The sequence below is a fragment of the Flavobacterium sp. CFS9 genome (genome assembly GCF_041154745.1).
Taxonomy (GTDB): Bacteria; Bacteroidota; Bacteroidia; order Flavobacteriales; family Flavobacteriaceae; genus Flavobacterium.
Window position 1 is genome coordinate 771,266 of record NZ_AP031573.1, and the last position, 26,402, is coordinate 797,667.

General features: G+C 36.0%; 26 protein-coding genes and 1 tRNA gene. 15 read left to right on the plus strand and 12 right to left on the minus strand.

Annotation, left to right across the window (positions count from 1 at the left end; genetic code table 11):
• Positions 1–158: 158 nt before the first annotated feature.
• The 4 genes from dnaJ to hisS all read right to left on the minus strand — a co-directional run bounded on the left by dnaJ (position 159) and on the right by hisS (position 4,364).
• Positions 159–1,271 carry a molecular chaperone DnaJ gene (gene dnaJ / locus ACAM30_RS03260; protein ID WP_369617226.1) on the minus strand — a complete coding sequence of 371 codons (1,113 nt, stop codon included), beginning with the start codon at positions 1,269–1,271 and terminating at the stop codon, positions 159–161.
• 107 nt (positions 1,272–1,378) lie between these two features.
• Positions 1,379–1,957, minus strand: a complete 579-nt coding sequence (locus tag ACAM30_RS03265; protein ID WP_017495096.1) for a nucleotide exchange factor GrpE — start codon at positions 1,955–1,957, stop codon at positions 1,379–1,381.
• 486 nt (positions 1,958–2,443) lie between these two features.
• A tRNA-Trp gene (locus tag ACAM30_RS03270) sits at positions 2,444–2,514 on the minus strand.
• Positions 2,515–2,936: 422 nt separating this feature from the next.
• Positions 2,937–4,364, minus strand: coding sequence for a histidine--tRNA ligase (gene hisS / locus ACAM30_RS03275; protein ID WP_369617227.1), 1,428 nt, complete (start codon positions 4,362–4,364; stop codon positions 2,937–2,939).
• Between the two features lie 209 nt (positions 4,365–4,573).
• Between hisS and ACAM30_RS03280 the strand changes: the two genes are divergently transcribed.
• The gene (locus tag ACAM30_RS03280) at positions 4,574–5,818 is read left to right on the plus strand and encodes an ABC transporter permease (protein WP_369617228.1); all 1,245 of its coding nucleotides are present in this window, start codon (positions 4,574–4,576) and stop codon (positions 5,816–5,818) included.
• A gap of 85 nt (positions 5,819–5,903) precedes the next feature.
• Here ACAM30_RS03280 and prmC read toward each other — a convergent pair whose 3' ends face one another.
• Entirely contained in the window at positions 5,904–6,758 is an 855-nt protein-coding gene (prmC, locus tag ACAM30_RS03285; RefSeq protein ID WP_369617229.1) for a peptide chain release factor N(5)-glutamine methyltransferase, read from the minus strand.
• Positions 6,759–6,843: 85 nt separating this feature from the next.
• On the minus strand, positions 6,844–7,329 hold the full coding sequence (locus ACAM30_RS03290) for a GNAT family N-acetyltransferase (RefSeq protein WP_369617230.1): 486 nt from the start codon (positions 7,327–7,329) through the stop codon (positions 6,844–6,846).
• A gap of 109 nt (positions 7,330–7,438) precedes the next feature.
• Here ACAM30_RS03290 and ribD point away from each other — a divergent pair, with 109 nt between their 5' ends.
• The 3 genes from ribD to ACAM30_RS03305 are packed head-to-tail and all read left to right on the plus strand — an operon-like array spanning position 7,439 to position 9,763.
• Positions 7,439–8,488, plus strand: coding sequence for a bifunctional diaminohydroxyphosphoribosylaminopyrimidine deaminase/5-amino-6-(5-phosphoribosylamino)uracil reductase RibD (gene ribD / locus ACAM30_RS03295; protein ID WP_369617231.1), 1,050 nt, complete (start codon positions 7,439–7,441; stop codon positions 8,486–8,488).
• Complete coding sequence (locus ACAM30_RS03300) at positions 8,481–9,083, plus strand: HAD family hydrolase (RefSeq protein ID WP_369617232.1); 603 nt, start codon at positions 8,481–8,483, stop codon at positions 9,081–9,083. The genes ribD and ACAM30_RS03300 overlap by 8 nt, the downstream gene beginning before the upstream one ends.
• 47 nt (positions 9,084–9,130) lie before the next feature.
• Positions 9,131–9,763: a YigZ family protein gene (locus tag ACAM30_RS03305; protein WP_369617233.1), complete on the plus strand. Its 633-nt coding sequence runs from the start codon at positions 9,131–9,133 to the stop codon at positions 9,761–9,763.
• A gap of 31 nt (positions 9,764–9,794) precedes the next feature.
• On the opposite strand, the gene ACAM30_RS03310 is transcribed toward ACAM30_RS03305, so the two are convergent.
• Complete coding sequence (locus ACAM30_RS03310) at positions 9,795–10,199, minus strand: acyl-CoA thioesterase (protein WP_369617234.1); 405 nt, start codon at positions 10,197–10,199, stop codon at positions 9,795–9,797.
• A 187-nt stretch (positions 10,200–10,386) separates the two neighbouring features.
• On the opposite strand from ACAM30_RS03310, the gene dnaA reads away from it, so the two are divergent.
• From dnaA to scpA, 10 genes are all read left to right on the plus strand, one after another.
• A complete protein-coding gene (dnaA, locus tag ACAM30_RS03315; RefSeq protein ID WP_017498620.1) occupies positions 10,387–11,814 on the plus strand; it encodes a chromosomal replication initiator protein DnaA in 1,428 nt (475 codons plus the stop codon).
• A 9-nt stretch (positions 11,815–11,823) separates the two neighbouring features.
• Positions 11,824–12,291, plus strand: a complete 468-nt coding sequence (locus ACAM30_RS03320) for a low molecular weight protein-tyrosine-phosphatase (protein ID WP_369617235.1) — start codon at positions 11,824–11,826, stop codon at positions 12,289–12,291.
• Positions 12,292–12,325: 34 nt separating this feature from the next.
• A complete protein-coding gene (locus ACAM30_RS03325) occupies positions 12,326–13,039 on the plus strand; it encodes an SAM-dependent methyltransferase (RefSeq protein ID WP_369617236.1) in 714 nt (237 codons plus the stop codon).
• A 5-nt stretch (positions 13,040–13,044) separates the two neighbouring features.
• Entirely contained in the window at positions 13,045–13,461 is a 417-nt protein-coding gene (locus ACAM30_RS03330) for an energy transducer TonB (RefSeq protein WP_369617237.1), read from the plus strand.
• A gap of 49 nt (positions 13,462–13,510) precedes the next feature.
• Positions 13,511–14,638: a methionine aminotransferase gene (locus ACAM30_RS03335; protein ID WP_369617238.1), complete on the plus strand. Its 1,128-nt coding sequence runs from the start codon at positions 13,511–13,513 to the stop codon at positions 14,636–14,638.
• A gap of 77 nt (positions 14,639–14,715) precedes the next feature.
• The gene (locus tag ACAM30_RS03340) at positions 14,716–15,597 is read left to right on the plus strand and encodes an SDR family oxidoreductase (RefSeq protein ID WP_369617239.1); all 882 of its coding nucleotides are present in this window, start codon (positions 14,716–14,718) and stop codon (positions 15,595–15,597) included.
• Positions 15,598–15,815: 218 nt separating this feature from the next.
• The gene (gene udk / locus ACAM30_RS03345; RefSeq protein ID WP_017498626.1) at positions 15,816–16,424 is read left to right on the plus strand and encodes a uridine kinase; all 609 of its coding nucleotides are present in this window, start codon (positions 15,816–15,818) and stop codon (positions 16,422–16,424) included.
• 132 nt (positions 16,425–16,556) lie between these two features.
• Complete coding sequence (locus tag ACAM30_RS03350) at positions 16,557–16,889, plus strand: septum formation initiator family protein (RefSeq protein WP_017498627.1); 333 nt, start codon at positions 16,557–16,559, stop codon at positions 16,887–16,889.
• Positions 16,890–16,905: 16 nt separating this feature from the next.
• Positions 16,906–18,270, plus strand: coding sequence for a methylmalonyl-CoA mutase subunit beta (locus tag ACAM30_RS03355; RefSeq protein WP_369617240.1), 1,365 nt, complete (start codon positions 16,906–16,908; stop codon positions 18,268–18,270).
• A gap of 43 nt (positions 18,271–18,313) precedes the next feature.
• On the plus strand, positions 18,314–20,455 hold the full coding sequence (scpA, locus tag ACAM30_RS03360) for a methylmalonyl-CoA mutase (protein WP_369617241.1): 2,142 nt from the start codon (positions 18,314–18,316) through the stop codon (positions 20,453–20,455).
• 219 nt (positions 20,456–20,674) lie between these two features.
• On the opposite strand, the gene ACAM30_RS03365 is transcribed toward scpA, so the two are convergent.
• The 5 genes from ACAM30_RS03365 to dapF form a co-directional block, all read right to left on the minus strand.
• Positions 20,675–21,322, minus strand: coding sequence for a peptidoglycan-binding protein LysM (locus tag ACAM30_RS03365; RefSeq protein WP_369617242.1), 648 nt, complete (start codon positions 21,320–21,322; stop codon positions 20,675–20,677).
• A 99-nt stretch (positions 21,323–21,421) separates the two neighbouring features.
• Complete coding sequence (locus tag ACAM30_RS03370; protein WP_369617243.1) at positions 21,422–22,342, minus strand: DUF2279 domain-containing protein; 921 nt, start codon at positions 22,340–22,342, stop codon at positions 21,422–21,424.
• Between the two features lie 2 nt (positions 22,343–22,344).
• Positions 22,345–23,385 (minus strand): endolytic transglycosylase MltG, encoded by a 1,041-nt coding sequence (gene mltG, locus ACAM30_RS03375; protein ID WP_369617244.1) that lies wholly within the window; start codon positions 23,383–23,385, stop codon positions 22,345–22,347.
• Between the two features lie 10 nt (positions 23,386–23,395).
• Complete coding sequence (locus ACAM30_RS03380) at positions 23,396–23,929, minus strand: GNAT family N-acetyltransferase (RefSeq protein ID WP_369617245.1); 534 nt, start codon at positions 23,927–23,929, stop codon at positions 23,396–23,398.
• Between the two features lie 84 nt (positions 23,930–24,013).
• A complete protein-coding gene (dapF, locus tag ACAM30_RS03385) occupies positions 24,014–24,796 on the minus strand; it encodes a diaminopimelate epimerase (RefSeq protein WP_369617246.1) in 783 nt (260 codons plus the stop codon).
• Between the two features lie 140 nt (positions 24,797–24,936).
• Between dapF and ACAM30_RS03390 the strand changes: the two genes are divergently transcribed.
• On the plus strand, positions 24,937–26,337 hold the full coding sequence (locus tag ACAM30_RS03390) for a trypsin-like peptidase domain-containing protein (protein ID WP_369617247.1): 1,401 nt from the start codon (positions 24,937–24,939) through the stop codon (positions 26,335–26,337).
• Positions 26,338–26,402 lie beyond the last annotated feature (65 nt).

Here is a 26,402-nt window from a genome sequence, read left to right on the forward strand (position 1 = left end):
GATTTTCTGCGTCAGTTTGACCATTGTGGCATTATGGATGTAAAAGTAAATAAATAGTATCGAAATCTTGTACTATTCACACAAAAAACCCATTCTACAATTTGCTATAGAATGGGTTTCTTAAATTTATTATGGATTCCTTTTCAAAAAAGTCCGGTTTATGAAAACATATCTTTTACCTTTTCAAAAAATGATTTTTCTGATTTTTCAGGGCTCGGAATAAAGTGATCGTCGTTAAGTGCATTTTCAAAAAATTGTTTTTGCTCTTTGTTCAGCGTTTTTGGTGTCCACACATTTACATGAACCAACAAGTCTCCACTTCCGTAACCATTGATGCTTGGAATACCTTTTCCTTTTAATCTTAAGATTTTTCCGGACTGAATCCCTTCTTCTAATTTAATACGAACTTTTCCATTAATTGCTTCGATGTCTTTAGAAACTCCTAAAACGGCTTCCGGGAAACTGATGTATAAATCATAATGAATGTTTTCGCCTTCACGTTTCAGAAACTCGTGTTCCAATTCTTCAATAGCCACAATTAAATCACCAGGAACGCTGTTTCCCGGAGCATCATTTCCTTTATTAGAAACTTTTAACTGCATGCCGTCTACCACTCCCGCAGGAATTTTGATTGAAACGGTTTCGTCTTCTAAAATCATTCCCTGAGCATCTGCTTCAGATGGTCGTTTATCTAAAATCTGACCAGACCCGCCACAAGTAGGACAAGTTGACGCAGATTGCATTCTTCCTAAAATAGTGTTGGTTACACGCATTACCTGTCCCTGACCGTTACAAGTCGAACATGTTTTGTAGGTAACTCCTTTAGCCTGAACTTTACGTTTTACTTTTACTTTTTTCTCAACACCATTTGCAATCTCTTCTAAAGTCAGTTTAACTTTAATTCGAAGATTGCTTCCTTTAGCACGACGAGGGCCACCGCCTCCGCCTCCACCGAAGCCACCAAATCCACCGCCAAAAATATCACCAAACTGGCTAAAAATGTCATCCATATTCATACCACCGTGACCACCGCCAAATCCGCCAGAACCATCAAAAGCCTGATGTCCGTATTGATCGTATTTCGCTTTTTTATTAGGATCGCTTAGTACTTCATAAGCTTCTGCCGCTAATTTAAAGTTTTCTTCTGCCTCTTTGTCGCCCGGATTTTTGTCCGGATGATATTTCAATGCACTTTTTCTATAAGCTTTTTTAATTTCGGCAGCGTCAGCATTTTTTGAAATGCCTAGTATTTCGTAAAAATCTTTTTTCATAATTTAGGTTAAATTGCTTCGCCAGTTTGCCAGCGCTTGTATCCAAATTTAAAATTCCGAATTCCAATACTTTAAAAATTGACTTTCAGAATATGTCATTTGCTTTCTTAGTTCCCGATAACAACTTTAGGGAAACGAATAATTTTGTCTCCTAATTTGTAACCTTTTTCGATAACGTCAACAATTTTCCCTTTTAATTTCTCAGACGGAGCCGGGATTTGGGTAATTGCCTCAGCAAAATCAGCATCAAAAGCATCACCTGCTTTTAATTCAACTTGCTCTAAACCTTTAGAAACTAAAGTATTTTTTAATTTTTCGTGAATCAATTCAACTCCTTTTGTCAAAGTTTCATCTTCCGATTTATTGATCTCTACTATAGCTCTGTCAAAATCATCTAAAACTGGCAACATCGCCAATAAAACATCTTGATTTGCAGTTTTAAACAAATCGATACGCTCTTTTGAAGTTCTTTTTTTGTAATTTTCGAATTCAGCAAATAGTCTCAAAAACTTATCTTTTTCTTTTGCCAAGTCTTGAGCCAATTGCTCTTCAACACTTAATTCTTCAACAATTAACTGCTCACCGTTGGCGTTGTTCTCTAACGTTACATCATCTAATTCCTGATCGAATTCTGTATTTTCCGTAGTCATATTACTTTTATTTTTAAAAATATTCTTAAACTTCATTTTTTATTCTTTCTTTTGGATTGCAAAAGTACTGCCAAATCTTCTAAAATGTCAAATTGTCACTTTCTTAAGACTGAGTCATTTAAAAAGCTAAAACCACCATTTAAAATTTAGTATAATTTTAAGACTATCACGATATAGATTATAGTATATTTGAAATCCAATTGAAAACTAAATTATTACCTATCAAAATTGAATTTAAGGGTTAGCCTCGGCTTTATAAATAATTATTAATTCAAGTTTACCTTATATTAAAAAAAGCTTCGCCTTATGAGACGAAGCTTTTTTTTTATGATTTCTTTTGTGATTGTCTTGGAACATTTTTTTGATTGCCTCGAATTCGCGAATTATTTCTAATGCAGCTTTTCAACCAAAATAAATTTACAGAATCTATGAGAGACAAAAAACCTCCAACTTATCCAACTGACATAAAGAACTAAGTCAGTAAAGCAATAATCTTCAACAGAGGAAGCAAGACTATTATTGCACGGGCGGAGGGATTCGAACCCCCATCAACGGTTTTGGAGACCGCTATTCTACCCTTGAACTACGCCCGTATTTTGAAGTGGCAAATTAAACGCTTTTTTTCTCTTCCGGCAACTATTTCATCGCTTTTAATTCAATAAAAAAACAGCAACTCTACAGCTATTCACCTAACATTTTCTTCTGCAATGAATTACAGAAAACATTCTTTGAACGAACTATTTGGCATCGGATTTAAAAACAAATGTGTTTAGAGTAAAAATCACGCTGCATTCATCTTTTTTTGCCACGAATTCCCGAATTATTTCTTAATGAGCTTATATAAAAACCAAAAAATCTGCTAAATCTGCCGAATCTGCGTAAAACAAAACCACACCAAGCTTATCTTTTTTTTGCCCCTAATTCGCGAATTAATTCTTTACAAGCTTACACAAAAAAAATGCGCAGATTCGGCTGCTGAATCTGCGCAAAAAACATTTTATTTCAGAATAAAAATCTAAGCTAGCAAAGCATTTTTCAATCCTTCAAAATCTACCGTAATCTGCTCGCCTGTTACCAGATTTTTAAGTGAATACGAATTCGAAGCAATTTCCTGATCTCCAGCAATTACGGCAAAAGGAATCAATCTTTTATCAGCATATTGAAACTGCTTTCCAACTTTTACGTTATCCGGATAAAGCTCTACTTTTATATTTTCCTGACGTAATTTCTGAATAGCCTGTGACGCATACAAAGCCTCTGCATCTCCGTAATTAATAAACAATGCTTTTGAAGTCGCAGAAACGGTTTCAGGAAACAACTGAAGTTCTTCTAAAACCAAATAAATACGATCCAGTCCAAAAGAAATTCCAACGCCGCTCATATTTTTCAAACCAAAAATACCCGTCAAATCATCGTATCTTCCACCACCTCCGATAGAACCCATCGAAACTGATTTTGGAGCCGCTACTTCAAATATAGCTCCGGTATAATAATTTAATCCACGGGCAAGTGTCACATCTAAATCTAAAGTAGCTGTCGACAATCCTAAAGTTGCCACATTGTCACAAATAAATTTAAGCTCCTCCACACCTTTCATTCCTTCTTCTGACGCTGCTAATAAATGGGAAAGCTGATTGATTTTATCTGCAAAAGTTCCGCTAAAACTAAAAAGAGGCTGTACTTTTACCAATGCTTCTTCAGAAATACCATTCTCGATCATTTCTTTTTTCACGCCATCTTCACCAATTTTATCCAGTTTATCAAGAGCCACAGTAAAATCAATTAATTTATCAGAAGCACCGATCACCTCAGCAATTCCTGATAATATTTTTCTGTTATTGATTTTAATGGTCACTCCTTCTAAACCTAATGCTGTAAAAACGGTATCGTACAATTGTACCAGTTCCACTTCCTGCCATAACGATTTTGAGCCAACCACATCGGCATCACATTGAAAAAACTCTCTAAAACGTCCTTTCTGTGGACGATCAGCTCTCCAAACCGGCTGAATCTGATATCTTTTAAACGGAAATTCGATTTCATTCTGGTGTTGCACCACATATCTCGCAAACGGAACTGTTAAGTCATAACGCAACGCTTTTTCAGAAATTTGTTTTGTAAACGAATTTAATTCAACTCTTTCTGCAATAGTAATTTTATCAGCAGAAACAGCCTGAAGCTGCTCAATAGATTTTGGCAGTTCAATTTTACTTTTATTGTAGAAAAAATTTCCTGAATTTAATATTTTAAAAATCAAACGATCTCCTTCTTCTCCATACTTCCCCATCAAAGTATCTGAATTTTCAAATGAAGGAGTTTCAATCGGCTGAAAGCCAAATTTCTCAAAATTATGTTTGATAACCTGAATAATATATTGACGTTTTGACACCTCCGCTGGTGAAAAATCTCTTGTTCCTTGTGGTATGCTCGGTTTTGAAGCCATTTTTTTAGATTATTAGTTTTTTGGATCTTTAGATTATTAGATTTTTTTTTAAATCTTAAAATTTAAAAATCTCCTTATGAATTACTGTCTTTTCAGAACTTCTTTTTCTCAGATTCTGAACGACTGCAAATATCTTACTTTTTAAAATAAATAATACCACTTCGAAAACAAACTTGTAACAAAAAACGTATTTTCGTGACAAATAGATCATGATGCTAAAATTATTTAAAGAAAATATCCGAATTGCTTTTGGTTCTATCAAAACTCAATTGCTGCGTACCATTCTTACCGTTTTAATTATTGCTATCGGAATTACTGCTCTGGTGGGAATCCTCACGGTCGTTACGGCTCTTGAAAATACGGTTTCGACCAATTTTGCATCAATGGGTGCCAACACCTTTAACATCAATCAATACGAAAACAACCTTAAAAATCGTGGAGGAAATGAACGTGAAATCATCAATCCGATTATTTCTTACCCTGAGGCTGTAGCCTTCAAAAACAAATACAAATATCCTTTTACCGAAACTTCACTTTCTTTTACTGCCACCTCCAAAGCTGAAGTAAAATATTCAGATCAAAAAACCGATCCGGAAATTACGATTGTTGGTGTCGACGAGCATTTTATCGCTAACTCAGGTCTTGAAACCACTTTAGGACGTTCGTTCAACCAATTCGATATTGAAAACAACACTTACTCCTGCGTTGTAGGTTCTGATTTTGAAAAAGGCTTACTAAAAGACGTTAACCCAATCGATAAAATTATCTCTATCCGTGGTGCCCGATTCAAAGTGATCGGTGTTCTAAAGGAAAAAGGCTCGACCTTTGGGAACAGTCAGGACTTACGTGTTTTAATTCCAATTCAGGTCGCACGATCTTTGTTTACGACTCCGAAAATCAACTATACCATTAGTGTGATGGTTTCAAAAAAAGAACTTTTGGACGAAGCTATAGATAATGCCACAAGTACGATGCGCAGGGTTCGTAAATTAAGCCCTGTTCGCGACAACAATTTTGGTATTGGAAGAAGTGACGATTTAATTAACCGTATTTTAGGGATCACCAAATATTTAGGATGGGCTTCCTGGATCATCAGTATCATCACCATCTTAGGATCATCAATTGCTTTGATGAACATCATGATTGTTTCGGTTACAGAACGAACCCGCGAAATTGGCGTACGAAAAGCTCTGGGAGCTACCAAAGTAACAATTTCAGTACAGTTTTTCATCGAAACCCTATTAATTGGTCAAATAGGCGGTTTGGTCGGTATTGTATTAGGAATTCTTGTTGGTTTTGCTTTCGCAGCTGCAATGAGTTTTGCTTTTGTAATTCCGTGGGTGGCCATCTTTGCTGCTTTTGCTACCAGTTTTATGGTCGCCATTGTTTCCGGTTTGTATCCGGCCATAAAAGCATCACAACTGGATCCTATTGAAGCATTACGATATGAATAATTTCTAGTTTACAGTTACAGTTTGCAGTTAGTTGTAAGACTGAAAACTGAGACTGAGACTAAAAATTGAGACTGCGACTGCAAACTCAAACAATTCCCTTAATCATACGATCATTATCGTAAATATCTTTTTTCAGTTCAATATTTTTGAAATTCATTTTTTCTAATAAATCAATCATCTCTTTCCCCAGATACTGATTAATTTCGAAGTACAATTGTCCTTTTTCCGAGAGATTTTTCTTTGCCAGTTCAGCAATTTTTCTGTAAAAAATCAAGGCATCATTATCGTCTACAAAAAGAGCAAGATGCGGCTCATAGTCCAAAACATTCTTTTTAATCTCTTGTTTTTCTAAATTCCGTACATAAGGCGGATTTGAAACAATGACATCAAAGTTTTGCTTCAATTCTTCTGCCTCTAAAATATCCTGAAGCATAAAAGTAACATCAACTTTATTTCTGACTGCATTTCTTTTAGCTGTTGCTATTGCTTTTTTTGAAACGTCGATTGCATATACTTCTGCATGGGGAAGATTTTTTGCCAAAGAAATTGCAATGCAGCCACTGCCGGTTCCGATATCAAGGATCTTGATTTTTTTTGATTTAGTTCCTCCTGAATTCTCATTAATAATCCATTCCACCAATTCTTCCGTTTCCGGACGAGGAATCAGAACATTCTCATTGACCTCGAAATCTAAGCCGTAAAAATGAGTTTTACCTAATAAATACTGTATTGGAACTTCTTTCTTTAATTGCAGTACTAAAAAATCCCAAATCAGAAAATCATCTTCCGAAAAAGCCAATTCATGATTTAATGCCAAATCAATTTGTCGTAATTGATGCTTATCTTCTAAAATTAAATAAAAAAAACTCTCTGCTTCATACGCATCGTAAAAGGGCGATAAATCTTTAATGAACTGAGTCCGATATTGTTTGATTTTCATTTTGGGTATTTGAACATTAATTTTCAGTCAAGGGCAACTGTACTACAAGGTAAACATTGTAAAGTAAATTCACTACACTATTCTCCTATAATTTTTTCAGCATCCAGACTGGGCAAGAACTGTGCCCGGTATTCCCCATAGGAGCTTCTAAATATTCAAAACCAGATTTTACATATAGCTTTTGCGCGGCGTGCATAAAAGGCATCGTTTCGATATAACATTTTTCAAAACCAAAAATTCGCGCCTGCTCTAAACACTTCTCCATCATCACACTTCCAATTCCCAAGCCACGAGTTTTTGGCAAAAAGTACATTTTCTGCAGCTCACAAATCTCCGGAGCACCATTTTCCAAAGGCGCAACTCCACAGCAGCCTATAATTTCACCTTCCTTTTCAACCACATAATAAACCGATTTTGGCTTATTGTATTCTTCAAACATTAAATCTAAATACGGATCTTCATAAGCAGTCCCTACTTTCGGTATTTCCATTTCATCAAATACAGATCGTATTAACTGCGCAACTGCCTGATTGTCTTCTTTTTTAATGACTCTTATAGTCCAATTTTCCATATTCTATTACTGCTTAAATATCATTACAAAAGTAAAAATACTTTTTCGATAGTGGGGTAACTACCCCAAAACTATCGAGACTAAACTCAAAATTAACTACTTTTGTATCGTGAATATACATGAAAAATACATAAAACGCTGCATCGAACTGGCTCAAAATGGTTTTGGGACTACTTATCCGAACCCAATGGTTGGAAGCGTAATTGTTTACGACAATCAGATCATCGGAGAAGGCTGGCACAAAAAAGCGGGAGAACCACACGCAGAGGTTAATGCTGTACGTTCTGTAAAAGACAAATCGCTGTTAAGCAAAGCGACAATATACGTTAGTTTAGAACCTTGCAGCCATTTTGGGAAGACACCTCCCTGCTGTGACTTAATTATAGAACATAAAATTCCACACGTGGTGGTTGGAACTGTTGATCCCAATGAAAAAGTGGCAGGAAACGGTATTAAAAAACTAATCGAATCCGGAGCAAATGTTACTGTTGGAGTTTTAGAAAAAGAATGCTTCGAGCTTAACAAACGCTTTTTTACTTTTCATCAAAAACAGAGACCTTATATATTATTAAAATGGGCCGAAAGTCAGGATGGCTTTTTATCCCCTGAAAAACAGAAAAATGCAGAACGAGAACCAATTTGGATCACCAATTCTTATTCCAGACAATTGGTTCACAAATGGAGAAGTGAAGAACAGGCCATTTTAGTGGGTACGCAAACCGTTATTGATGATAATCCGAAATTAAATACCAGAGACTGGTCAGGAAACAATCCCGTGAGAGTAGTTTTGGATCAAAATAACCGTATACCAAAAGATAGTTCTGTCTTTGACGACACTGTAAAAACCATTGTATTTACGAAATCTGAAACCAGCCTTTCAACAGAAAACACTACCTTTATAATAATTGATTTTAATCATAGCATTGTACCGCAGATTGCAGCTGCTCTGTATCAAAATCAAATTCAGTCTGTTATCATTGAAGGAGGTACTCAGACTTTGCAATCCTTTATCGACCAGAATATTTGGGATGAAGCCCGCATTTTCATCGGAAAAACTTCTTTCAAAAACGGAACTAAAGCACCACTTATTCCCAAAAAAAATGCAACAAGAACCAATATTCTCGACGACGAATTACTAAACATTAGAAATCATGATTGATACTATAATTTTTGACTTTGGAGATATTTTCATCAATCTGGACAAACAGGCAACTATTTCGGGATTGCAGAAATTAGGACTAAAAGAATGGAATGCAGAATTGAATCAATTGAATCTTTTGTTTGAAACCGGAGATATTTCACGAGAGGATTTTCTGTCAGGCTTTCAAAAACAACTTCCAAACGCCACTACCGAACAAATTTTGGAAGCATGGAACGCTATTTTAGCAGATTTCCCCTTATACCGACTGGAATTTTTACAACTGCTATCCCAAAAATACCGATTGTTTCTATTGAGCAATACCGATTCTATTCACATCGAAACTTTCGAAAACAAAAGTGGCATTTCGTTTTACAGTGATTTTTACCAATGCTTCGAAAAAGTTTATTTTTCATTTGAAATTGGGATGCGGAAACCAAATGCAGAAGTTTTTCAATATCTCATTAACAAACACGAGTTATCTCCAAAAAGAACTTTGTTTGTAGACGACAAAAAAGAAAATACAGATTCAGCCGCAGCACTGGGATTTCATGTCTGGAATTTACAAGTTGGACAAGAAGATGTTATTGATTTATTTGACAAACAAATACTTTAGCTATTGTTTTAGCCACAGATTAAAAAAATAATTTTAGAAATTAACTTTTGGAAATTAACGATACTTACCAAACCATTGCTTTCGAATCTGAAGAAGTGCTTTTAAAAGAAAAAAGCAGCAAATTCTTCGGCTATGCCTATCCTATCGAAAGTGAAGACGAGGTAAAACCTATTATTGAGAACCTAAAAAAACAGCATCCCCATGCGGTCCACTATTGTTATGCCTATCAACTAGGAACCGCGCCTAAAATCTCCTACCGTGCCAATGACGACGGAGAACCCGGCAACACAGCAGGCGCACCAATTTACGGACAGATACAATCTTTTGGCGTAACCAACGTTTTAATAGTAGTAGTTCGGATTTACGGAGGAATTAAACTGGGCGTTGGCGGCCTGATCACGGCTTACAAAACAACAGCACAAATGGCGCTGGAAGCCTGTGAGATTATAGAAAAGACAATAGACGTTCACTTTCTAATCTCCTTTGATTACAAAAATATGAATCGGGTAATGCGGGTTATAAAAGAAAAAAAACTGGAAATTACAGCTCAGGAAATGGAGATTAATGAAGACTCAGGGCTTCCAATTGGCAAAATAATAACCAAAACACGTAAAAAAAATGCCGAAACAATATTCGACATTTTTAATTTAATGTTTGAAATCGATATTAAAATTATATAATTTGACATTAAAAGCCATCACATTTTAACAATTATACCAGCGTTTTAAATAATTCTAAAATGTAATCCGGAGGTGCTGTAGGACGACCCGTTTTTAACGAAATAAATACTAAAACAAACACGGCAGTTGTTAATAACTCATCTTCTTCATTGTAGATTGCGCAATCAAATTCAATCTTAACAGATGTTTGACTTTTGAAAGTTGTATGAATGGTAAGAAGCTCATCGTAACGTGCCGATTTTTTATAATTTATCTGCATTGAAACAATTGGCAATCCGATACCGCTTTCTTCCATGCTTTTATATGAAATCCCTTTATTTCTAAGCCATTCCACGCGTCCAATCTCAAAATATGGCACATAATTTCCGTGATAAACAACCCCCATTTGATCGGTTTCCGAGTAACGAACACGCACTTGCGTTTGATGATTTTTCATTATTTTCAGATTAAAAAAAATTAAGTTTAAAAAGTTTACTTACAACTTTTTTTTATAAAATTAGACTTCAAAATATTTTTTTTTACAGAAATTTGTTCACATATTTGTTATCCCGAAATACGGAATAAAACTGCTCCTTTTTTATTAGGAGAATCTTTATCAATAATAAGAAAATTTATTTGAATCTATGACTAAAACTGCTCAATCGGTATGGGAAAACTGTTTGTCTTTTATAAAGGACAATATTCAAGATCAAGCATACAAAACTTGGTTTGAGCCAATCAAGTCAGTTGAACTAACCGATAACGCGTTATACATTCAAGTACCAAGTAAATTTTTCTACGAATGGCTCGAAGAGCATTACGTAAAATTATTGAAAGTTGCACTTACCAAAGAACTGGGAAAAAACGCAAAGTTACTCTATAAAATTAAAATGGAGAACACTTATGGAAATAAACAGCCGTTTACCGAGCAGCTGCCAAGTTCCAACAGAGTTCCAATGAAACCGCAAGAGGTTGATGCTCCGTTTAAAAACCTAAATCCTGAACTTAAGAATCCGTTTGTAATTCCGGGAATCCGAAATTTAAAAATTGAATCTCAGTTAAATCCAAATTACAGTTTTGATAATTTCCTTGAAGGAGATTCAAACCGTTTGGCCCGTTCTGCGGGTATGGCAGTTGCCAACAAGCCTGGAGGAACTTCCTTTAATCCGTTATTGATCTTTGGAGGAGTTGGATTAGGAAAAACCCACTTAGCACATGCTATAGGAGTAGAAGTAAAAGACAAATATCCTGAAAAAACGGTTTTATACATTTCTGCCGAAATTTTCACACAGCAATATATTGATTCTGTAAAAAAGAACAATCGTAATGATTTTATTCATTTTTATCAGTTAATCGATGTTTTAATTATTGACGATGTTCAGTTCTTATCAGGAAAATCAGGAACTCAGGATGTATTCTTCCATATTTTCAATTATTTGCATCAAAACGGAAAACAGGTAATCCTTACTTCCGACAAGGCACCTGTTGATATGCAGGATATCGAGCAGCGTTTATTATCCCGTTTCAAATGGGGTCTTTCTGCCGAACTGCACCAACCGGATTACGAAACCCGTATTTCTATCTTAAAAAACATATTGTATCGTGATGGTGTTGAAATGCCGGAAGATATTATCGAATATGTGGCACGTAACATCAAGAGTAACGTTAGAGAATTAGAGGGCGCTATTATTTCCTTAATTGCTCAGTCTTCTTTCAACAAAAAAGAAGTTACTATTGAGTTAGCCAAAAGCGTAGTAGAAAAATTTGTTAAGAACGTAAAAAGAGAAATCTCTATCGATTATATTCAAAAAATTGTGTCTGATTATTTCCAGTTGGATGTTGAAACACTTCAATCGAAAACCCGAAAGAGGCACGTGGTACAGGCGAGACAATTGGCCATGTTTTTTGCAAAGAAATTCACAAAAGCTTCTTTGGCAAACATTGGTTCACAAATTGGAGATCGCGACCACGCTACCGTATTACACGCTTGCAAAACAGTTGACAATTTAGTTTCTACAGACAAACAATTCAAAAAATTTGTCGAAGACATCAACAAAAAACTAACGCTATAAACGCGCATCATGCCAGTAAAAATTTTAATGGTTTGTTTGGGAAACATTTGCAGATCACCTTTAGCTGAAGGTATTTTAGCTTCAAAATTACCCAAAAATAATTTCATCGTTGACTCAGCCGGAACCGGATCCTGGCATGTAGGACACTCCCCTGATAAACGATCTATAGCAGTAGCCCAAAAAAACGGCATAGACATTGGAAACCAAAAAGGAAGACAATTCAAACCTGCTGACTTCAATACTTTTGATTACATCTATGTGATGGATTCTTCTAATTATGACGACGTTATAAAACTGGCTCAGACTGAAGAACATAAAAACAAAGTCCGTCTGATTTTAGACGAATTATTTCCCGATGAAAACGTAGATGTTCCGGATCCTTACTTTGGCGTTACCAACGGATTTGAAAATGTATATCAAATGTTAGATGAAGTAACCGATATCATCTCGAAGAAACTTATCGAAAAACATTCATAAGTTCTTCTTTTCCTAACAAAATAAAAAGACATCTATGAAACTTCTGGGAAAACTATATTTAATTCCAACAACAATGGGCGAAAGCGACCCTATGGATGTTTTACCTCAAACAGTAAAAAGAAGTATCGATTTTATAGATCACTATATCGTTGAAAACGAAAAAACAGCCCGTAAATCCATAAAAGCGGTCTCGCCGGAGAAAAAACAATCTGAACTGATTCTTTTTACCCTTAATAAACGTACGGAACCAAGCGAACATTTAGACTTTATCAAACCTTTGCTAGAAGGAAAAAATGTTGGATTAATGAGCGAAGCCGGCTGTCCCGGTGTTGCTGATCCCGGCGCTGTAATTGTAAAACTGGCTCATGAAAAAGGAATTCAGGTAGTCCCTTTAGTAGGTCCGTCTTCTATTTTACTGGCGATGATGGCTTCGGGAATGAACGGACAAAGTTTTACTTTTAACGGGTATTTACCGATTGACAAAGACGAAAAAAAATCAGCGATTCGTCATTTCGAAAGATTATCGCAAGATAAAAACCAATCGCAGCTTTTTATTGAAACTCCGTATAGAAACAACAAATTAATCGAAGATCTTTTACAGATTTTAAATCCGTCAACACATCTTTGTATTGCAACAGACATTACATTGCCAACCGAGTTCATTAAAACGATGCGGGTTTCGGATTGGAAAAAACTAAAAATTGATATAGACAAACGTCCTACGATTTTTATCATTCATAAAATGTAATCATAATGAATAAATTTTTCCTTTTACTTCTGATCTGCTTTGCACAAGTTACATTTTCACAGACCAATAAAGAATCTGAGCAGACCACAACAAATTCTGTTTCAGACAACAATGAAATCTACAACATTGCAGGCATAGATGTTAAACCTGAATTCCCGGGCGGTATCATTCAATTTAATACTTTCCTGAGCAAAAATTTTATAAACCCTGCTGAAAAACCAACTCTCAAAGGAACGATCTATTTCACCTTCATCATTGAAAAAGACGGATCAATAAGTGACATAAAGATTATAAGAGATCTGGGATTTAAAACTGGAGATGAGGCAATACGTGTTTTAAAATCAGCTCCAAAATGGACACCCGGCAAGCATCAAAATAAAGTAATAAGAACTCTGAATACTGGCAAGATAAGTATCAACTAGACAGCACTTTTTTACATCACTCACAAGTTTTCCCTAATCAAACTTTATCATGAGTAAACTACCCAATGTAACCACCAGCATTTTCACTGTCATGTCAAAAATGGCAACGGAATACAACGCAATAAATCTTTCACAAGGATTTCCAAATTTTCCAGTTGATGAAAGACTGACCAATATCATTGCGAGATTAGCAAAAGAAAACGTGCATCAATATACTCCAATGGCCGGATTTCCTCCATTGATGGAGCAGATAGCGCAATTGGTTCAAAAATCCTATGACAGAACCATTCGCCCGGAAACTGAAATTCTGGTAACCGCGGGAGCCACTCAGGGAATTTTCACTACCATTTTGGCTTTGGTCAAAACCGGTGACGAAGTCATCATTCTGGATCCGAGCTATGATTCGTATGAGTCTCCTGTTTTATTGTGTAACGCAAAACCTGTTCGTGTTGCTTTAAACGACGATTATACCCCAAACTGGGAAACGATAGAAAAAACCTGTTCTTCAAAAACGAAGATGATTATCATCAACAATCCACATAATCCAACAGGTAAAATTTTAACTCAGGATGATTTTTCTCACTTAGAAAAACTATTATCCAAATATCCTGATCTTCTTGTTCTTTCTGATGAAGTTTATGAATACATTACTTTCGAGGAAAAACATATTTCAGCCCATACCAAAGATTTTCTTTTAAACCGTTGTATCATGGTTTCTTCTTTTGGGAAATCATTTCATATTACGGGTTGGAAAATTGGCTACACTGTTGCTCCCGAATATTTAATGAAAGAAATCAAAAAAGTACATCAATTTTTGGTTTTCAGTGTGAATAGCATTTCACAGGCTGCCATTAGCCAATATCTGGAGATCGTTGATGTCAATTTACTTGGAAAGTTCTATCAGGAAAAAAGGGATTATTTTCAAAAACTTCTTCAAAATAGTCGATTTGAATTGAAACCCTGCGAAGGCACTTATTTTCAGGTGGCTTCTTATGCTACTATTTCAAACGATGACGATGTCACTTTCTGTAAAAAATTAATCACAGAACATGGCGTTGCCACAATTCCGATTTCTACTTTTTATTCTGATCACAAAGATCAAAAGCTAATCCGCTTCTGCTTTGCTAAAGACAATTTTACACTGGAAGCAGCCGCAAAAAAATTGGGCAATATTTAAAGTTTATTAAAATTTTATAACATTATTATGCGTGCATCCTATTTATTTAATTAATATTGTAATAAAAAGAAATACATATGAGCTATACAGATAAAATGTTAAGAGATGATGCTTTAAAAGGCAAAGTCATTGTTGTTACAGGTGGAGGAAGCGGTTTAGGGAAAGCCATGACCAAATACTTCTTAGAATTAGGGGCTCAGGTAGCCATTACTTCTAGAGATTTAGAAAAGCTTAAAAACACTGCCGCTGAACTTGAAACTGAAACAGGAGGAAAATGTTTACCGCTTCAATGTGACGTTCGTCATTACGAAGAAGTTGAAAACATGCTTCAGGAAGTTTTAAAAACTTTTGGAAAGGTTGATGTTCTATTGAACAATGCTGCCGGAAATTTCATCTCACCAACAGAACGTTTATCTGCAAATGCTTTTGATACGGTTATTGATATTGTATTGAAAGGTACTAAAAACTGTACACTTGCCTTTGGAAAACACTGGATCGATACTAAACAAACCTCTGCTACGATTTTAAATATTGTAACGACTTATGCCTGGACAGGTTCAGCCTATGTAGTACCTAGCGCAACTGCAAAAGCCGGAGTACTGGCAATGACCCGCAGCTTAGCTGTTGAATGGGCAAAATATGGAATCCGCTCTAACGCCATTGCTCCGGGACCATTCCCAACAAAAGGAGCCTGGGACCGATTATTACCGGGGGATCTTGCCCAAAAATTCGATATGGCCAAAAAAGTGCCGTTGAAACGTGTTGGAGATCATCAGGAATTAGCTAATCTGGCTGCTTATTTAGTTTCAGATTTTTCAGCTTATATCAACGGAGACGTTATTACCATTGATGGTGGAGAGTGGTTAAAAGGTGCCGGACAGTTTAATCTACTGGAAGCCATCCCGGAAGAACTTTGGGATCAGCTTGAAATGATGATTAAAGCAAAAAAGAATAAATAATTACAAGTGCTTACTAAATTCAGAATATTTTATTAAAACTATACTGATTGCACCAAATCCCGATGGCATTGCTACCGGGATTTTTTTTGAATAGTTCCTGTAATCCTCTCGAAACCTTAGTTAAACTTATCCTCATAAATTCAATTTTAAAGTTCGGATACCATTATGAATCCACTTAAATTATTATTTTTGCCAAACAAATATATAACACAAATTTTATGCTCATTATTGGACTTGCAGGAGGAACAGGAAGTGGAAAAACAACAGTAGTACACCAAATCATGAATGAATTACCGGACACAGAAGTGGGTGTAATTTCTCAGGATTCGTATTATAAAGAGACTAACAATTTGTCATTTGACGAAAGAGCATTAATCAATTTTGACCACCCTCGTGCTATCGATTTTGAATTACTGGTAAAACACCTTAAAGCGTTAAAAGCAGGTGAAACCATCGACCAGCCTGTATATTCTTTCATACAGCACAACAGAACCGACGATACGGTTTCAACTCACCCAAGAAAAGTAATGATTGTTGAGGGAATTTTAATTCTAACCAATCCGGAGTTACGTGATCTTTTTGACATCAAAATTTTTGTTCATGCCGATTCAGACGAAAGATTAATCCGTCGTTTAAAAAGAGACATCTCAGAACGCGGACGTGATATTGACGAGGTTTTAACACGTTATCAAAACACTTTAAAACCAATGCACGAACAGTTTATAGAACCTTCTAAAGCTTTCGCCGACATTATAATTCCAAACGACAAATACAATACTGTGGCAATTGATGTAGTCCGGGCTGTAATTAATCAGAGAATTTTATAATTTTTATTGTAATTTTAATGCATCAAAGTTAGAAGATCCATTTCACCTTTTGTGCCTGACAATGGCACAAAAGGATAATAACTTCTATCAAAATCAAAACACCAATCGAAATTATAAAACGCAATCGGTTAAATGAAAATAAAAAACCCATATAAAGACAAAAAATGGTTCAAACTCCTAGGCAACAAATACGTTTGGGTGCTACTCTTTTTTGTAATATGGATGTTATTCTTAGATAATTATTCTTATTTTGATCATCGTTTTCTGGACAACCAGATCCACGAATTACAAGACAATAAAAAATACTATCAGGACGAAATAAAAAAAGATCAGGAACAGATCAAACAGCTCAAAAATCCTGAACAAATTGAAAAATATGCCCGCGAAAAGTACTTTATGAAAAAAGACAGCGAAGATATTTACATCATACATTTTGAAGGAGATACCATTCAAGATAAAGAATAACCCGAAAAAATACGCAATGGCCACTACCCTGTTCGACGATTTTAGTCCGATTTCATCCAAACAATGGAAACAAAAAATTCAGTTTGAATTAGATGGAGCCGATTACAACCAAACTGTAATTTGGAATTCTCCCGAAGACATTCAGGTAAAACCATTTTACCACATTGATGAAGCTTCAAAGGCTGTAACAGTAAAAACTCAGGTATCCAACTTTAAAATTTGCCAGAACATTTTTGTTTATGATGTTGAGAAATCAATTCAAAGAGCCATCAATACACTTGAAAGAGGTGCTGAAAGCCTGCGTTTCACCATTGAAGACAAAACCACTGATGTTCAAAAATTACTGGAAACACTTCCTTTAGAAAACAGAATTGTTTACTTTAATTTGAATTTCATTTCAATCGATTTCGTAAAATTACTGGACCAGATTTCAATTCAGAAGAAGGCTACTTTTTATTGCAATATTGACCCTATTGGACAATTGGCAAGAGAAGGAAACTGGTTTTCCACGCCAGATAAAAACAATTTTGAAACACTGGAAAAAATTTCAAAAGCAACAGCCAATGTTTCATTCTTAAGTATCGACTCCGGTTTGTATCAAAATGCAGGTGCTAATATTACGCAGCAAATTGCTTATAGCCTGGCACATGCCAATGAATACCTGAATCGCTTTCCGAATACATCAAAACCAATTGTTTTTGAAGTTTCAGTAGGAACTAATTATTTCTTTGAAATTGCCAAGCTTCGTGCATTGCGTATGCTTTTCAAACTAATTGCTGCCGAATATAATTCTGACTTAGAATGTCATTTATTGGTAACTCCTACCAAACGAAATAAAACGATTTACGATTACAATGTCAACATGTTGCGTACAACCACAGAATGCATGTCGGCTATTTTAGGCGGTGCAGATGCTGTAGCCAACTTGCCTTACGATGCTTTGTATCATAAAGACAATGAATTTGGCGATCGTATTGCCCGCAATCAGTTACTGGTTTTAAAACACGAAAGTTACTTTGACAAGGTAGATAATCCGGCAGACGGAAGTTATTACATTGAAAGTCTAACGATGCAGCTAGCCGAAAAAAGTTTAACGTTGTTTAAAGACATTGAAGCAAACGGAGGTTTCTTAAAACTTTTGAATGACGGAACGATCAAGAAGAAAATTCAGGAAAGTGCCGCAAAAGAACAGGAATTATTCGATTCTAAAAAAGAAATCCTGTTAGGCACCAACAAACATCCGAACAAAGAAGACAAAATGAAACATGATTTAGAATTGTTTCCTTTCGTAAAAATAAAACCAAGAAAAACATTAATTACTCCAATAATAGAAAAAAGATTAGCCGAAAAACTGGAGCAGGAACGTTTAGAACTTGAATAATCTTTTTAAAGTAATTAATTAAACTATACAACGAAGAGTCTCCATGATTAGAAAAGACCTTACACATATTAAGTTAGATGTTAACCGTGAAGAGTTAGACGAACTGACACATAGCTCAGAATCCGTAACTCATAACTTCAGCACGGCCGAAGGAATTGAACTCAAAAAAAGATATTCCGAAAAGGATCTTGAAGATTTAGAATTTCTTGATTTTGGAGCCGGTTTTACACCCAACTTGCGCGGACCTTATGCTACCATGTATGTGAGACGTCCATGGACTATTCGTCAATATGCCGGATTTTCGACCGCTGAAGAGAGTAATGCTTTTTACAGAAGAAATTTAGCTGCAGGACAAAAAGGACTTTCGATTGCCTTCGATTTACCTACCCACCGTGGTTACGATTCCGATCATGAAAGAGTGGTTGGTGATGTTGGAAAAGCCGGAGTAGCCATCGATTCTGTTGAAGACATGAAAATATTATTCGATCAGATTCCATTGGATGAAATGTCCGTTTCAATGACTATGAATGGAGCCGTTTTACCTATTATGGCTTTTTATATCGTTGCGGCCGAAGAACAAGGCGTACCTATTGGAAAGTTATCCGGAACTATCCAAAACGATATTCTAAAAGAATTCATGGTGCGTAATACTTATATTTACCCTCCGACTCCTTCGATGAAAATCATTGCAGACATCTTCGAATTTACAAGTCAAAAGATGCCTAAATTCAATTCTATTTCTATTTCAGGATACCACATGCAGGAGGCGGGTGCCACTGCCGATATCGAATTGGCCTACACCTTAGCCGACGGTCTGGAATACATTAGAACCGGTCTCTCCACCGGAATGAGTATTGATGATTTTGCTCCCCGATTGTCTTTCTTTTGGGCTATCGGAATGAATCATTTTATGGAAATTGCCAAAATGAGAGCAGGTCGAATGATCTGGGCAAAACTGGTACAGCAATTCAATCCTAAAAGTGACAAGTCTTTGGCGCTTAGAACTCATTGTCAAACCAGTGGATGGAGTTTAACCGAACAAGATCCGTTTAATAATGTTGCCAGAACCTGTATCGAAGCCACAGCAGCTGCTTTTGGAGGAACACAGTCACTGCATACAAACGCATTAGATGAGGCTATTGCTTTGCCAACTGACTTCTCGGCAAGAATCGCCCGAAATACTCAGATCTTTTTACAGGAAGAAACTAAAATTACCAAGACTGTTGATCCGTGGGGAGGAAGTTATTATGTGGAAAGCTTAACGGACGAAATTCTCAAAAGTACCTGGAAACTTATCGAAGAAGTGGAAGAATTAGGCGGAATGACCAAAGCCATTGAAGCCGGAATTCCGAAATTAAGAATCGAAGAAGCTGCAGCAAGAAAACAGGCCAGAATAGACAGCGGGCAGGATATCATTGTAGGTGTAAATCAATTTAGATTAGAAAAAGAAGATCCGCTACACATTCTGGATGTTGACAACCAAATGGTTCGCAAGCAGCAAGTGGATCAGCTTAAAAAAATTAAAGAAACCAGAGATACTGAAAAAGTAAATCAATCACTCGAAAAATTAATTCATTGTGCAAAAACCGGAGAAGGTAACTTACTAGCAATCGCCACTGAAGCTGCCCGATACAGAGCAACTTTAGGAGAGATTAGCGATGCCCTTGAAAGTGTATTCGGCAGATTCAAAGCACAAATTAAATCCTTTAGCGGTGTGTATAGTGCAGCAATAAAAAACGACGAGAATTTTGAAAAGGCAAAACAACTAGCAGACGTTTTTGCCAAACAAGAAGGAAGACGTCCCAGAATTATGATTGCCAAAATGGGACAGGACGGACATGACCGTGGTGCAAAAGTGGTCGCTACCGGTTATGCCGATGTAGGTTTCGACGTAGACATAGGTCCGCTTTTCCAGACTCCCGCCGAGGCTGCCAAACAAGCGGTTGAAAATGACGTACACATCTTAGGAGTTTCATCGCTCGCAGCCGGACATAAAACTTTAGTCCCTCAGGTGATTGAAGAGCTTAAAAAACACGGACGAGAAGATATTATGGTTATTGTGGGAGGAGTAATTCCTGCTCAGGATTACCAATTTCTCTTTGATGCCGGAGCAGTAGCAGTGTTTGGTCCGGGAACCAAAATTAGTGAAGCAGCCATTAAAATCTTAGAAATTTTAATTGATTAAAAGATAAATTCATTAGGAGAGAGGCAATTGCCTCTCTTTTTTTATACGCTATCTTCACTCCAACAGAGAAAACCTTTAATTTGTGATTTCTCCTTCTTCGAAATGACATTAACAGGCGCTTCAATTGACATCTAAAATATCATGCCCTATTATCGATTAAAAACAGCCACAAAAAAACCTGCTTTTTACAGCAGGTTTCTTCATAAAGTTTACACCTTATTAATTGTGTATTGTAGCGTTACTATCCGCTTCAATATAAGAAAGATCATAACCTCCAAAGGCTTTCAGGTAGCTTTTCAACGAAGTCCCATAGGCATCTCTAAAGTGCTGACCTCCTTTGTTCTTAAAAAAGTTTTTAACTGAACCTGCACCACCAAGATGCGCGGCAGCTAAAATACCAGACTCTGTAATTTCAATACCGTTAATAATTTTCCCTTCATACTTCTCGATCTCATTGCGCAAAATCCATTTGTTTTTAGACAATAACACCAGAAATGCTTTTTCCTGTAAGGCAGGGTCTTTTAAAAAGGCTTTGTTGTTTTGAACACCAATAGCTCTCAGTGCCTGAGTCCCAAATTGATATTTCCCCATGTAACCAAGTGAATTTACCAAACGATATTTCCCTTGAGATTCCTTAAAAGCTACAGCTTCTTTGAATCCAATAAGGCGTTTTCCGGTAAATGGGGTGTTTAATTTGTGTAAGGTAGGATAATCATCCTCTTCTAATGATGGATATACGTATTCAGATCCATCTGTTTTTTCTATTAGAAACCACGGTTTGGTTTCCAGATTAAAGGGTTTAAAACCCAAAGTCAAAAATGTAATAATAACGATCAAACTCGCATAAAAATACCACTTCTTTATCATAAATTGTTTTTCTTCAAAACGCTGTCACCTTTTTGAAATTTCTACGGTGCAAAGGTAATAAAAAACAAATTACACTGATAATCAACAAGTTAATGTTTTCTAAAAATAGAAGGCATGTGCTTTAAGCCCTTTATTGGCGGAGTATTCGAGCGTTGGCGCCGGAATTTTTATCGTGTTAAAAACGGAAAAAATAGTCTTTAAAAAATGTGATTTTGTTTCAATTTTCGTCAAATTTACGTCAAAACTAAGATAAATCTTACGAAATCTTTTCGGGTTTTGTGTGAAATCAGGATTATCATTTTGTAAATTTCCGGTTAACATTCCATCGGCTCCATATCCAAAAGCCAAATTTAACCACTTTGGAATTTTACTTTCTTTTGCGAAGGAATGAAGATTTACAGAGAGCCAATAGGTTTGTCCATTATAATCTTTCAAAAGCTGTTCGTTTAACGAACTTCCCAATACTTTAGGTCTTAAATTCGCATATTGTGTCGTATGAAAAGAGAATTTTGGAACGATACGCTGTTCTTTCCAAAGTAATTCCTGAGAAACATATAAGGCAGTACCGGTGGCATTAGCAATAACATCTCCTGAAGAAGCACCCCATTCTGATGAAAATCCATCCAATACTTCGACAGCCGTCAAAAAGGCAAAACCGAAACCTGCTCCGTAAATTAATTGATTTTTTTGATCAGCTCCGCTCCATTTCATCATTTCAGCACCAAATCTTCCCAAATGATAAGCCGAATACATATGCCCCACCTTATCCATCTGAAGCCATTCGTTATTGTCATTTATAAAGTGGAAATTCGAACGAGGATAATCAGCATACCAAAGCTGATTCAAACCCAGTAAAGTTACCGAAGCCAAAGCAGCTTCGGTAAATATAACTGTATTTTGTCTTTTTTTATTTAAAGTATCCGAAGGTGTTAAAAAACGTTCAACCCTACTTTGAGCATTCACAGAAAAAACACTCCATAACCCTAAAACCGATAAAAAAAATAGGCTTTTAAAATTCAAAACTATCTTGTTACACCCTGACTAGCAATCCAGTCTGAGTATTTTTTTGCATTTACATTGTGTTCTGCCAAAGTAGCAGCGAATTCATGGTATCCGAAACGTTCAACGCTCGCACAAAAATAAATATAATCGTTTTTCTCCGGGTTTAAAACGGCATCAAGGGCTGTAATATCAGGCATTGCAATAGGTCCCGGGGGAAGTCCGATATTCACGTAAGTATTGTAAGGTGATTTCATAATCAAATCGTTGTAAAAAACTCTTTTGATTACCTGATCGAAATTATTGTCTCTCAATTTTAAAGCGTAAATTACCGTTGGATCTGCCTGTAATGGCATTTCTAAACGCAGACGGTTCAAATAAACACCTGCAATACGAGGTCTTTCATCTTTCTTTACTGACTCTTTATGAACGATAGAAGCTAAAATAGTAACCTGAACCGGAGTTAATCCTTGTTTTTTTGCCTTTTCGATTCTCTCAGAAGTCCAGAATTTGTGATATTCTTTGATCATTTTATCACGAAACTTCTCTGCTGAAGTATTCCAGTAAATTTCATAAGTATTTGGAATAAACATAGCGAAGACGTTTTCTTCATTAAAACCATTTGCTGCCAAAAATTGCGGATCTCTAAAGGCTTTCAATAGTGATAAACTGTCTGCCTCGATCTCAGATCCCACTCTACCGGCAAAATTTTCCAGACGTTCCTGATTATTAAAAGCTAATTTTACAGGAACATTCGAACGCATAGCACGAACCAAATCCATATTATTCATGTCTTTTTTAAGCAAAAAACGACCAGACTTTACATTTTCAGGATAACTTCTTTTACTGGCCACCATCTCGAAATCTTCAAAATTCTTGATATAAGGCTCTAATATTTTTTTAACATCTGTATAATTTGCTCCTGTCGGAACATACACGTACAATTCTTTCTCCTCGAATTTAGTATTGGCGCTGAAGATTTTACTAATTAAAATAAATCCGTAAACCAATAAAACTGAAATTACGGCAACAGCAGTTAACGTGATGATTTTTTTTATGCTCAAAGTTTTAAATTTAAATGTGTTTATTAATTAACTGAAACATTGCTTCGTCCTGATACTGGTTATGGAGCAAAACCCAGTCCTTCTTAATTCCTATTTTCTCAAAGCCAAATTTAGTAAAAAGAGCTACACTTGCTACATTTCCCATAGCAATATTTGCATACAATTGGTGCAAATTTAAATTATGAAATGCATACTTAATTAAAAGCCCTAATGCCTCAGATCCAACTTTTTGATTTCTGTTTTCGTCTTTTTGAATGACTATCCCAATGCCTGCTCTGTTATTTTTTGGATCAAATTCAAACAAATCAATTAATCCGATCGCCGGAAAGTCCTGATCCTGGCAGATCGCCAGACGTAATTGCTTGGCCTCATAAATATCCTGCTGTGCATTTTCGAGATACTGGCGAATCAGAAACCTGCTGTAGGGTGTTTGCGTGTTACTGACTTCCCAAATGTTCTCATCATTCTCCATCTCATATACAAATTCCAGATCGTCAGGCTCCAGTGCCCGCAGATAAATCGAATCGCCTTTGAGTGTTATCATTTGATTGTAGATTTTTGATTGTATATTGTCAATTGTTCATTTTTGATCTTTCAACTTTTTACATTTGACATGCTACATTTCACTTTAAACTGTAATAGTTCCCTTGAAAACAAATTTAGCTGGTCCGGTTAAAAAAACATTGGTAAAATGGTCATCTGACTTGTCAAAAGAAACCACCAATTTTCCGCCTTCAACATTCAGATCAATTGACGTTTTATCGGTCAAACCAATAGCATTCATTGCAATTGCCACAGCCGTCGCTCCGGTCCCGCAAGCCAAAGTTTCATCTTCAACTCCTCTTTCATAAGTACGCAATGAAAAAGTACTATCGTCTACTTTTTTTACAAAATTAACGTTACTTCCTTTTTCACCATATAATTCCCCATAACGAATTGCGGCTCCATTCTCTTTCACATTATAATGCTCTAAATCCTCTACAAGCTGCACATGATGCGGTGAACCTGTATTTAAAAAAGTATAAGAATCGTATTTTTTTACTTCATCCACATCAATCATCTGTAACGAAATAATAGCATCTTCTCCCACCGAAGCATGATGCAATCCATCTGTTGCTATAAAGGTAGTTTTGTTGTCAATAACACCCAACTGATTGGCAAAAGCTACCAAACAACGGCCGCCATTTCCGCACATCGAACTTTGGTTTCCGTCTGAATTATAATAGACCATTCTGAAGTCAGTTTCAGTATCATTTTCGAGCAAGATAAGTCCGTCAGCACCTATCCCGAAACGTCTGTCGCACAGTCGTTCAATCAATTTAATATTGTCTTTTGGAAAGAACTCCGAACGGTTGTCAATCATAACAAAATCGTTACCGGTACCCTGATATTTATAAAATTCTATTTGCATTTTTTTTACATTAACTGACACAAAAGTACGAACAAATAATTAATGAAATGTTAATCATTGTTAAAGAGCGTTAAACCATTTTCTCAGATAATTTTTTGAAGTATTTTTACGTTAAAATAACCAATAATATAAACTGTAATATGAAAAGATTTTCAACCTTATTTTTAGTTTCACTGCTTAGCGGTGCAACTACCCTTGGTGCTTACAAATTATTATTTGAAAGCAGCAATTCTTTTTTTGGAAGAGGAAATTCTGTTGTTACTCTTGCCCCCAACTCCTTTGGAAGAAACGTAGCATTATCTGCTGAAACGGTTGATTTTACAGCAGCCGCAGACAAAACCATTCACACTGTTGTTCACGTAAAAAATGTCTCTCGAAGAACCGTCAGCAATCCTATGATGGAATTTTTCTACGGTTATGGAGGTCAACAGCAGCAGGAACAAGTTGGAACCGGATCCGGAGTTATTATTTCGGAAGACGGATACATTGTAACCAACAATCACGTGATTAAAGATGCTACAGAAATCGAAATTACTTTAAACAATAAAAAATCATACAAAGCGAAATTAATCGGTACTGATTCTAAAATGGACATCGCTTTACTGAAAATTAATGCTGATGAAAAATTGCCTTATACCGCTTTTGCCAATTCTGATTCTGTAAAAATCGGAGAGTGGGTTTTGGCAGTAGGAAATCCGTATAATTTAACTTCTACGGTTACTGCCGGAATTGTTTCGGCAAAAGCCCGAAATCTGGACACGAACGGAATTCAGTCATTCATTCAGACAGATGCAGCCGTAAACCCGGGTAATAGTGGTGGTGCGTTAGTAAACACAAGAGGCGAATTGATTGGAATCAATACTATGATCTCCTCTATGACCGGTTCTTATGTTGGATATTCATTTGCCGTTCCTTCTAATATTGCCCGAAAAATAATCGAAGACATTATGGAATTCGGAAATGTACAAAGAGGTATTTTAGGTGTTGAAGGAGGAGAATTAAACAGCACCGCATCTAAAGAACTGGGAATTACCGAAACACAAGGTTTCTATATTAGTAAAGTTTCTAAAAATTCCGGAGCCGAAAAAGCGGGATTGGGTAAAGGAGATATTATTATCAAACTTGACGACCAGAACATTGCCACTTATGCAGATTTGTCCGGTTATATTAACACCAAACGTCCAAATGATGTTGTAAAAGTAACTTATATTAAAGATGGGAAAACAAAAACAGTTCCTGTAACTTTAAGCAAAAATGAATTTTTTAGTACTGAGTTTAAAGGAATCGAGCTGGAAAACATCGATGCCTCTGATAAAAAGAAATTCAAAATTGACTATGGGGTAAAAATCAGAAGTATCACTAATGAAAACTTAATGCAGTATCAAAATGAATTACAGGGCAATATCATTCTAAGCATTGATAATGTTAAAGCAACCAATATTGAAACTGTTTCCAAACTTTTAAACAGAAAAAATGACGGACAAAGTGTACGTCTTGAAATGATCAGTAAGCAGGGAGAAATTCTTAGAATTATTATTTAAGCCTCTCCTTACGGTCGCAGTTTTCAGTTTTTCTTGATGAAAACTGCGACCGAAAACTGAAAACG

What these genes read in the sequence shown, in the direction of transcription:
- dnaJ (WP_369617226.1), bottom strand. Translation starts at nt 1,271, where the DNA reads ATGAAAAAAGATTTTTACGAAATACTAGGCATTTCAAAAAATGCTGAC.
- ACAM30_RS03265 (WP_017495096.1), bottom strand. Translation starts at nt 1,957, where the DNA reads ATGAAGTTTAAGAATATTTTTAAAAATAAAAGTAATATGACTACGGAA.
- hisS (WP_369617227.1), bottom strand. Translation starts at nt 4,364, where the DNA reads ATGGCTTCAAAACCGAGCATACCACAAGGAACAAGAGATTTTTCACCA.
- ACAM30_RS03280 (WP_369617228.1), top strand. Translation starts at nt 4,574, where the DNA reads ATGATGCTAAAATTATTTAAAGAAAATATCCGAATTGCTTTTGGTTCT.
- prmC (WP_369617229.1), bottom strand. Translation starts at nt 6,758, where the DNA reads ATGAAAATCAAACAATATCGGACTCAGTTCATTAAAGATTTATCGCCC.
- ACAM30_RS03290 (WP_369617230.1), bottom strand. Translation starts at nt 7,329, where the DNA reads ATGGAAAATTGGACTATAAGAGTCATTAAAAAAGAAGACAATCAGGCA.
- ACAM30_RS03300 (WP_369617232.1), top strand. Translation starts at nt 8,481, where the DNA reads ATGATTGATACTATAATTTTTGACTTTGGAGATATTTTCATCAATCTG.
- ACAM30_RS03310 (WP_369617234.1), bottom strand. Translation starts at nt 10,199, where the DNA reads ATGAAAAATCATCAAACGCAAGTGCGTGTTCGTTACTCGGAAACCGAT.
- dnaA (WP_017498620.1), top strand. Translation starts at nt 10,387, where the DNA reads ATGACTAAAACTGCTCAATCGGTATGGGAAAACTGTTTGTCTTTTATA.
- ACAM30_RS03320 (WP_369617235.1), top strand. Translation starts at nt 11,824, where the DNA reads ATGCCAGTAAAAATTTTAATGGTTTGTTTGGGAAACATTTGCAGATCA.
- ACAM30_RS03325 (WP_369617236.1), top strand. Translation starts at nt 12,326, where the DNA reads ATGAAACTTCTGGGAAAACTATATTTAATTCCAACAACAATGGGCGAA.
- ACAM30_RS03330 (WP_369617237.1), top strand. Translation starts at nt 13,045, where the DNA reads ATGAATAAATTTTTCCTTTTACTTCTGATCTGCTTTGCACAAGTTACA.
- ACAM30_RS03335 (WP_369617238.1), top strand. Translation starts at nt 13,511, where the DNA reads ATGAGTAAACTACCCAATGTAACCACCAGCATTTTCACTGTCATGTCA.
- ACAM30_RS03340 (WP_369617239.1), top strand. Translation starts at nt 14,716, where the DNA reads ATGAGCTATACAGATAAAATGTTAAGAGATGATGCTTTAAAAGGCAAA.
- udk (WP_017498626.1), top strand. Translation starts at nt 15,816, where the DNA reads ATGCTCATTATTGGACTTGCAGGAGGAACAGGAAGTGGAAAAACAACA.
- ACAM30_RS03350 (WP_017498627.1), top strand. Translation starts at nt 16,557, where the DNA reads ATGAAAATAAAAAACCCATATAAAGACAAAAAATGGTTCAAACTCCTA.
- ACAM30_RS03355 (WP_369617240.1), top strand. Translation starts at nt 16,906, where the DNA reads ATGGCCACTACCCTGTTCGACGATTTTAGTCCGATTTCATCCAAACAA.
- scpA (WP_369617241.1), top strand. Translation starts at nt 18,314, where the DNA reads ATGATTAGAAAAGACCTTACACATATTAAGTTAGATGTTAACCGTGAA.
- ACAM30_RS03365 (WP_369617242.1), bottom strand. Translation starts at nt 21,322, where the DNA reads ATGATAAAGAAGTGGTATTTTTATGCGAGTTTGATCGTTATTATTACA.
- ACAM30_RS03380 (WP_369617245.1), bottom strand. Translation starts at nt 23,929, where the DNA reads ATGATAACACTCAAAGGCGATTCGATTTATCTGCGGGCACTGGAGCCT.
- dapF (WP_369617246.1), bottom strand. Translation starts at nt 24,796, where the DNA reads ATGCAAATAGAATTTTATAAATATCAGGGTACCGGTAACGATTTTGTT.
- ACAM30_RS03390 (WP_369617247.1), top strand. Translation starts at nt 24,937, where the DNA reads ATGAAAAGATTTTCAACCTTATTTTTAGTTTCACTGCTTAGCGGTGCA.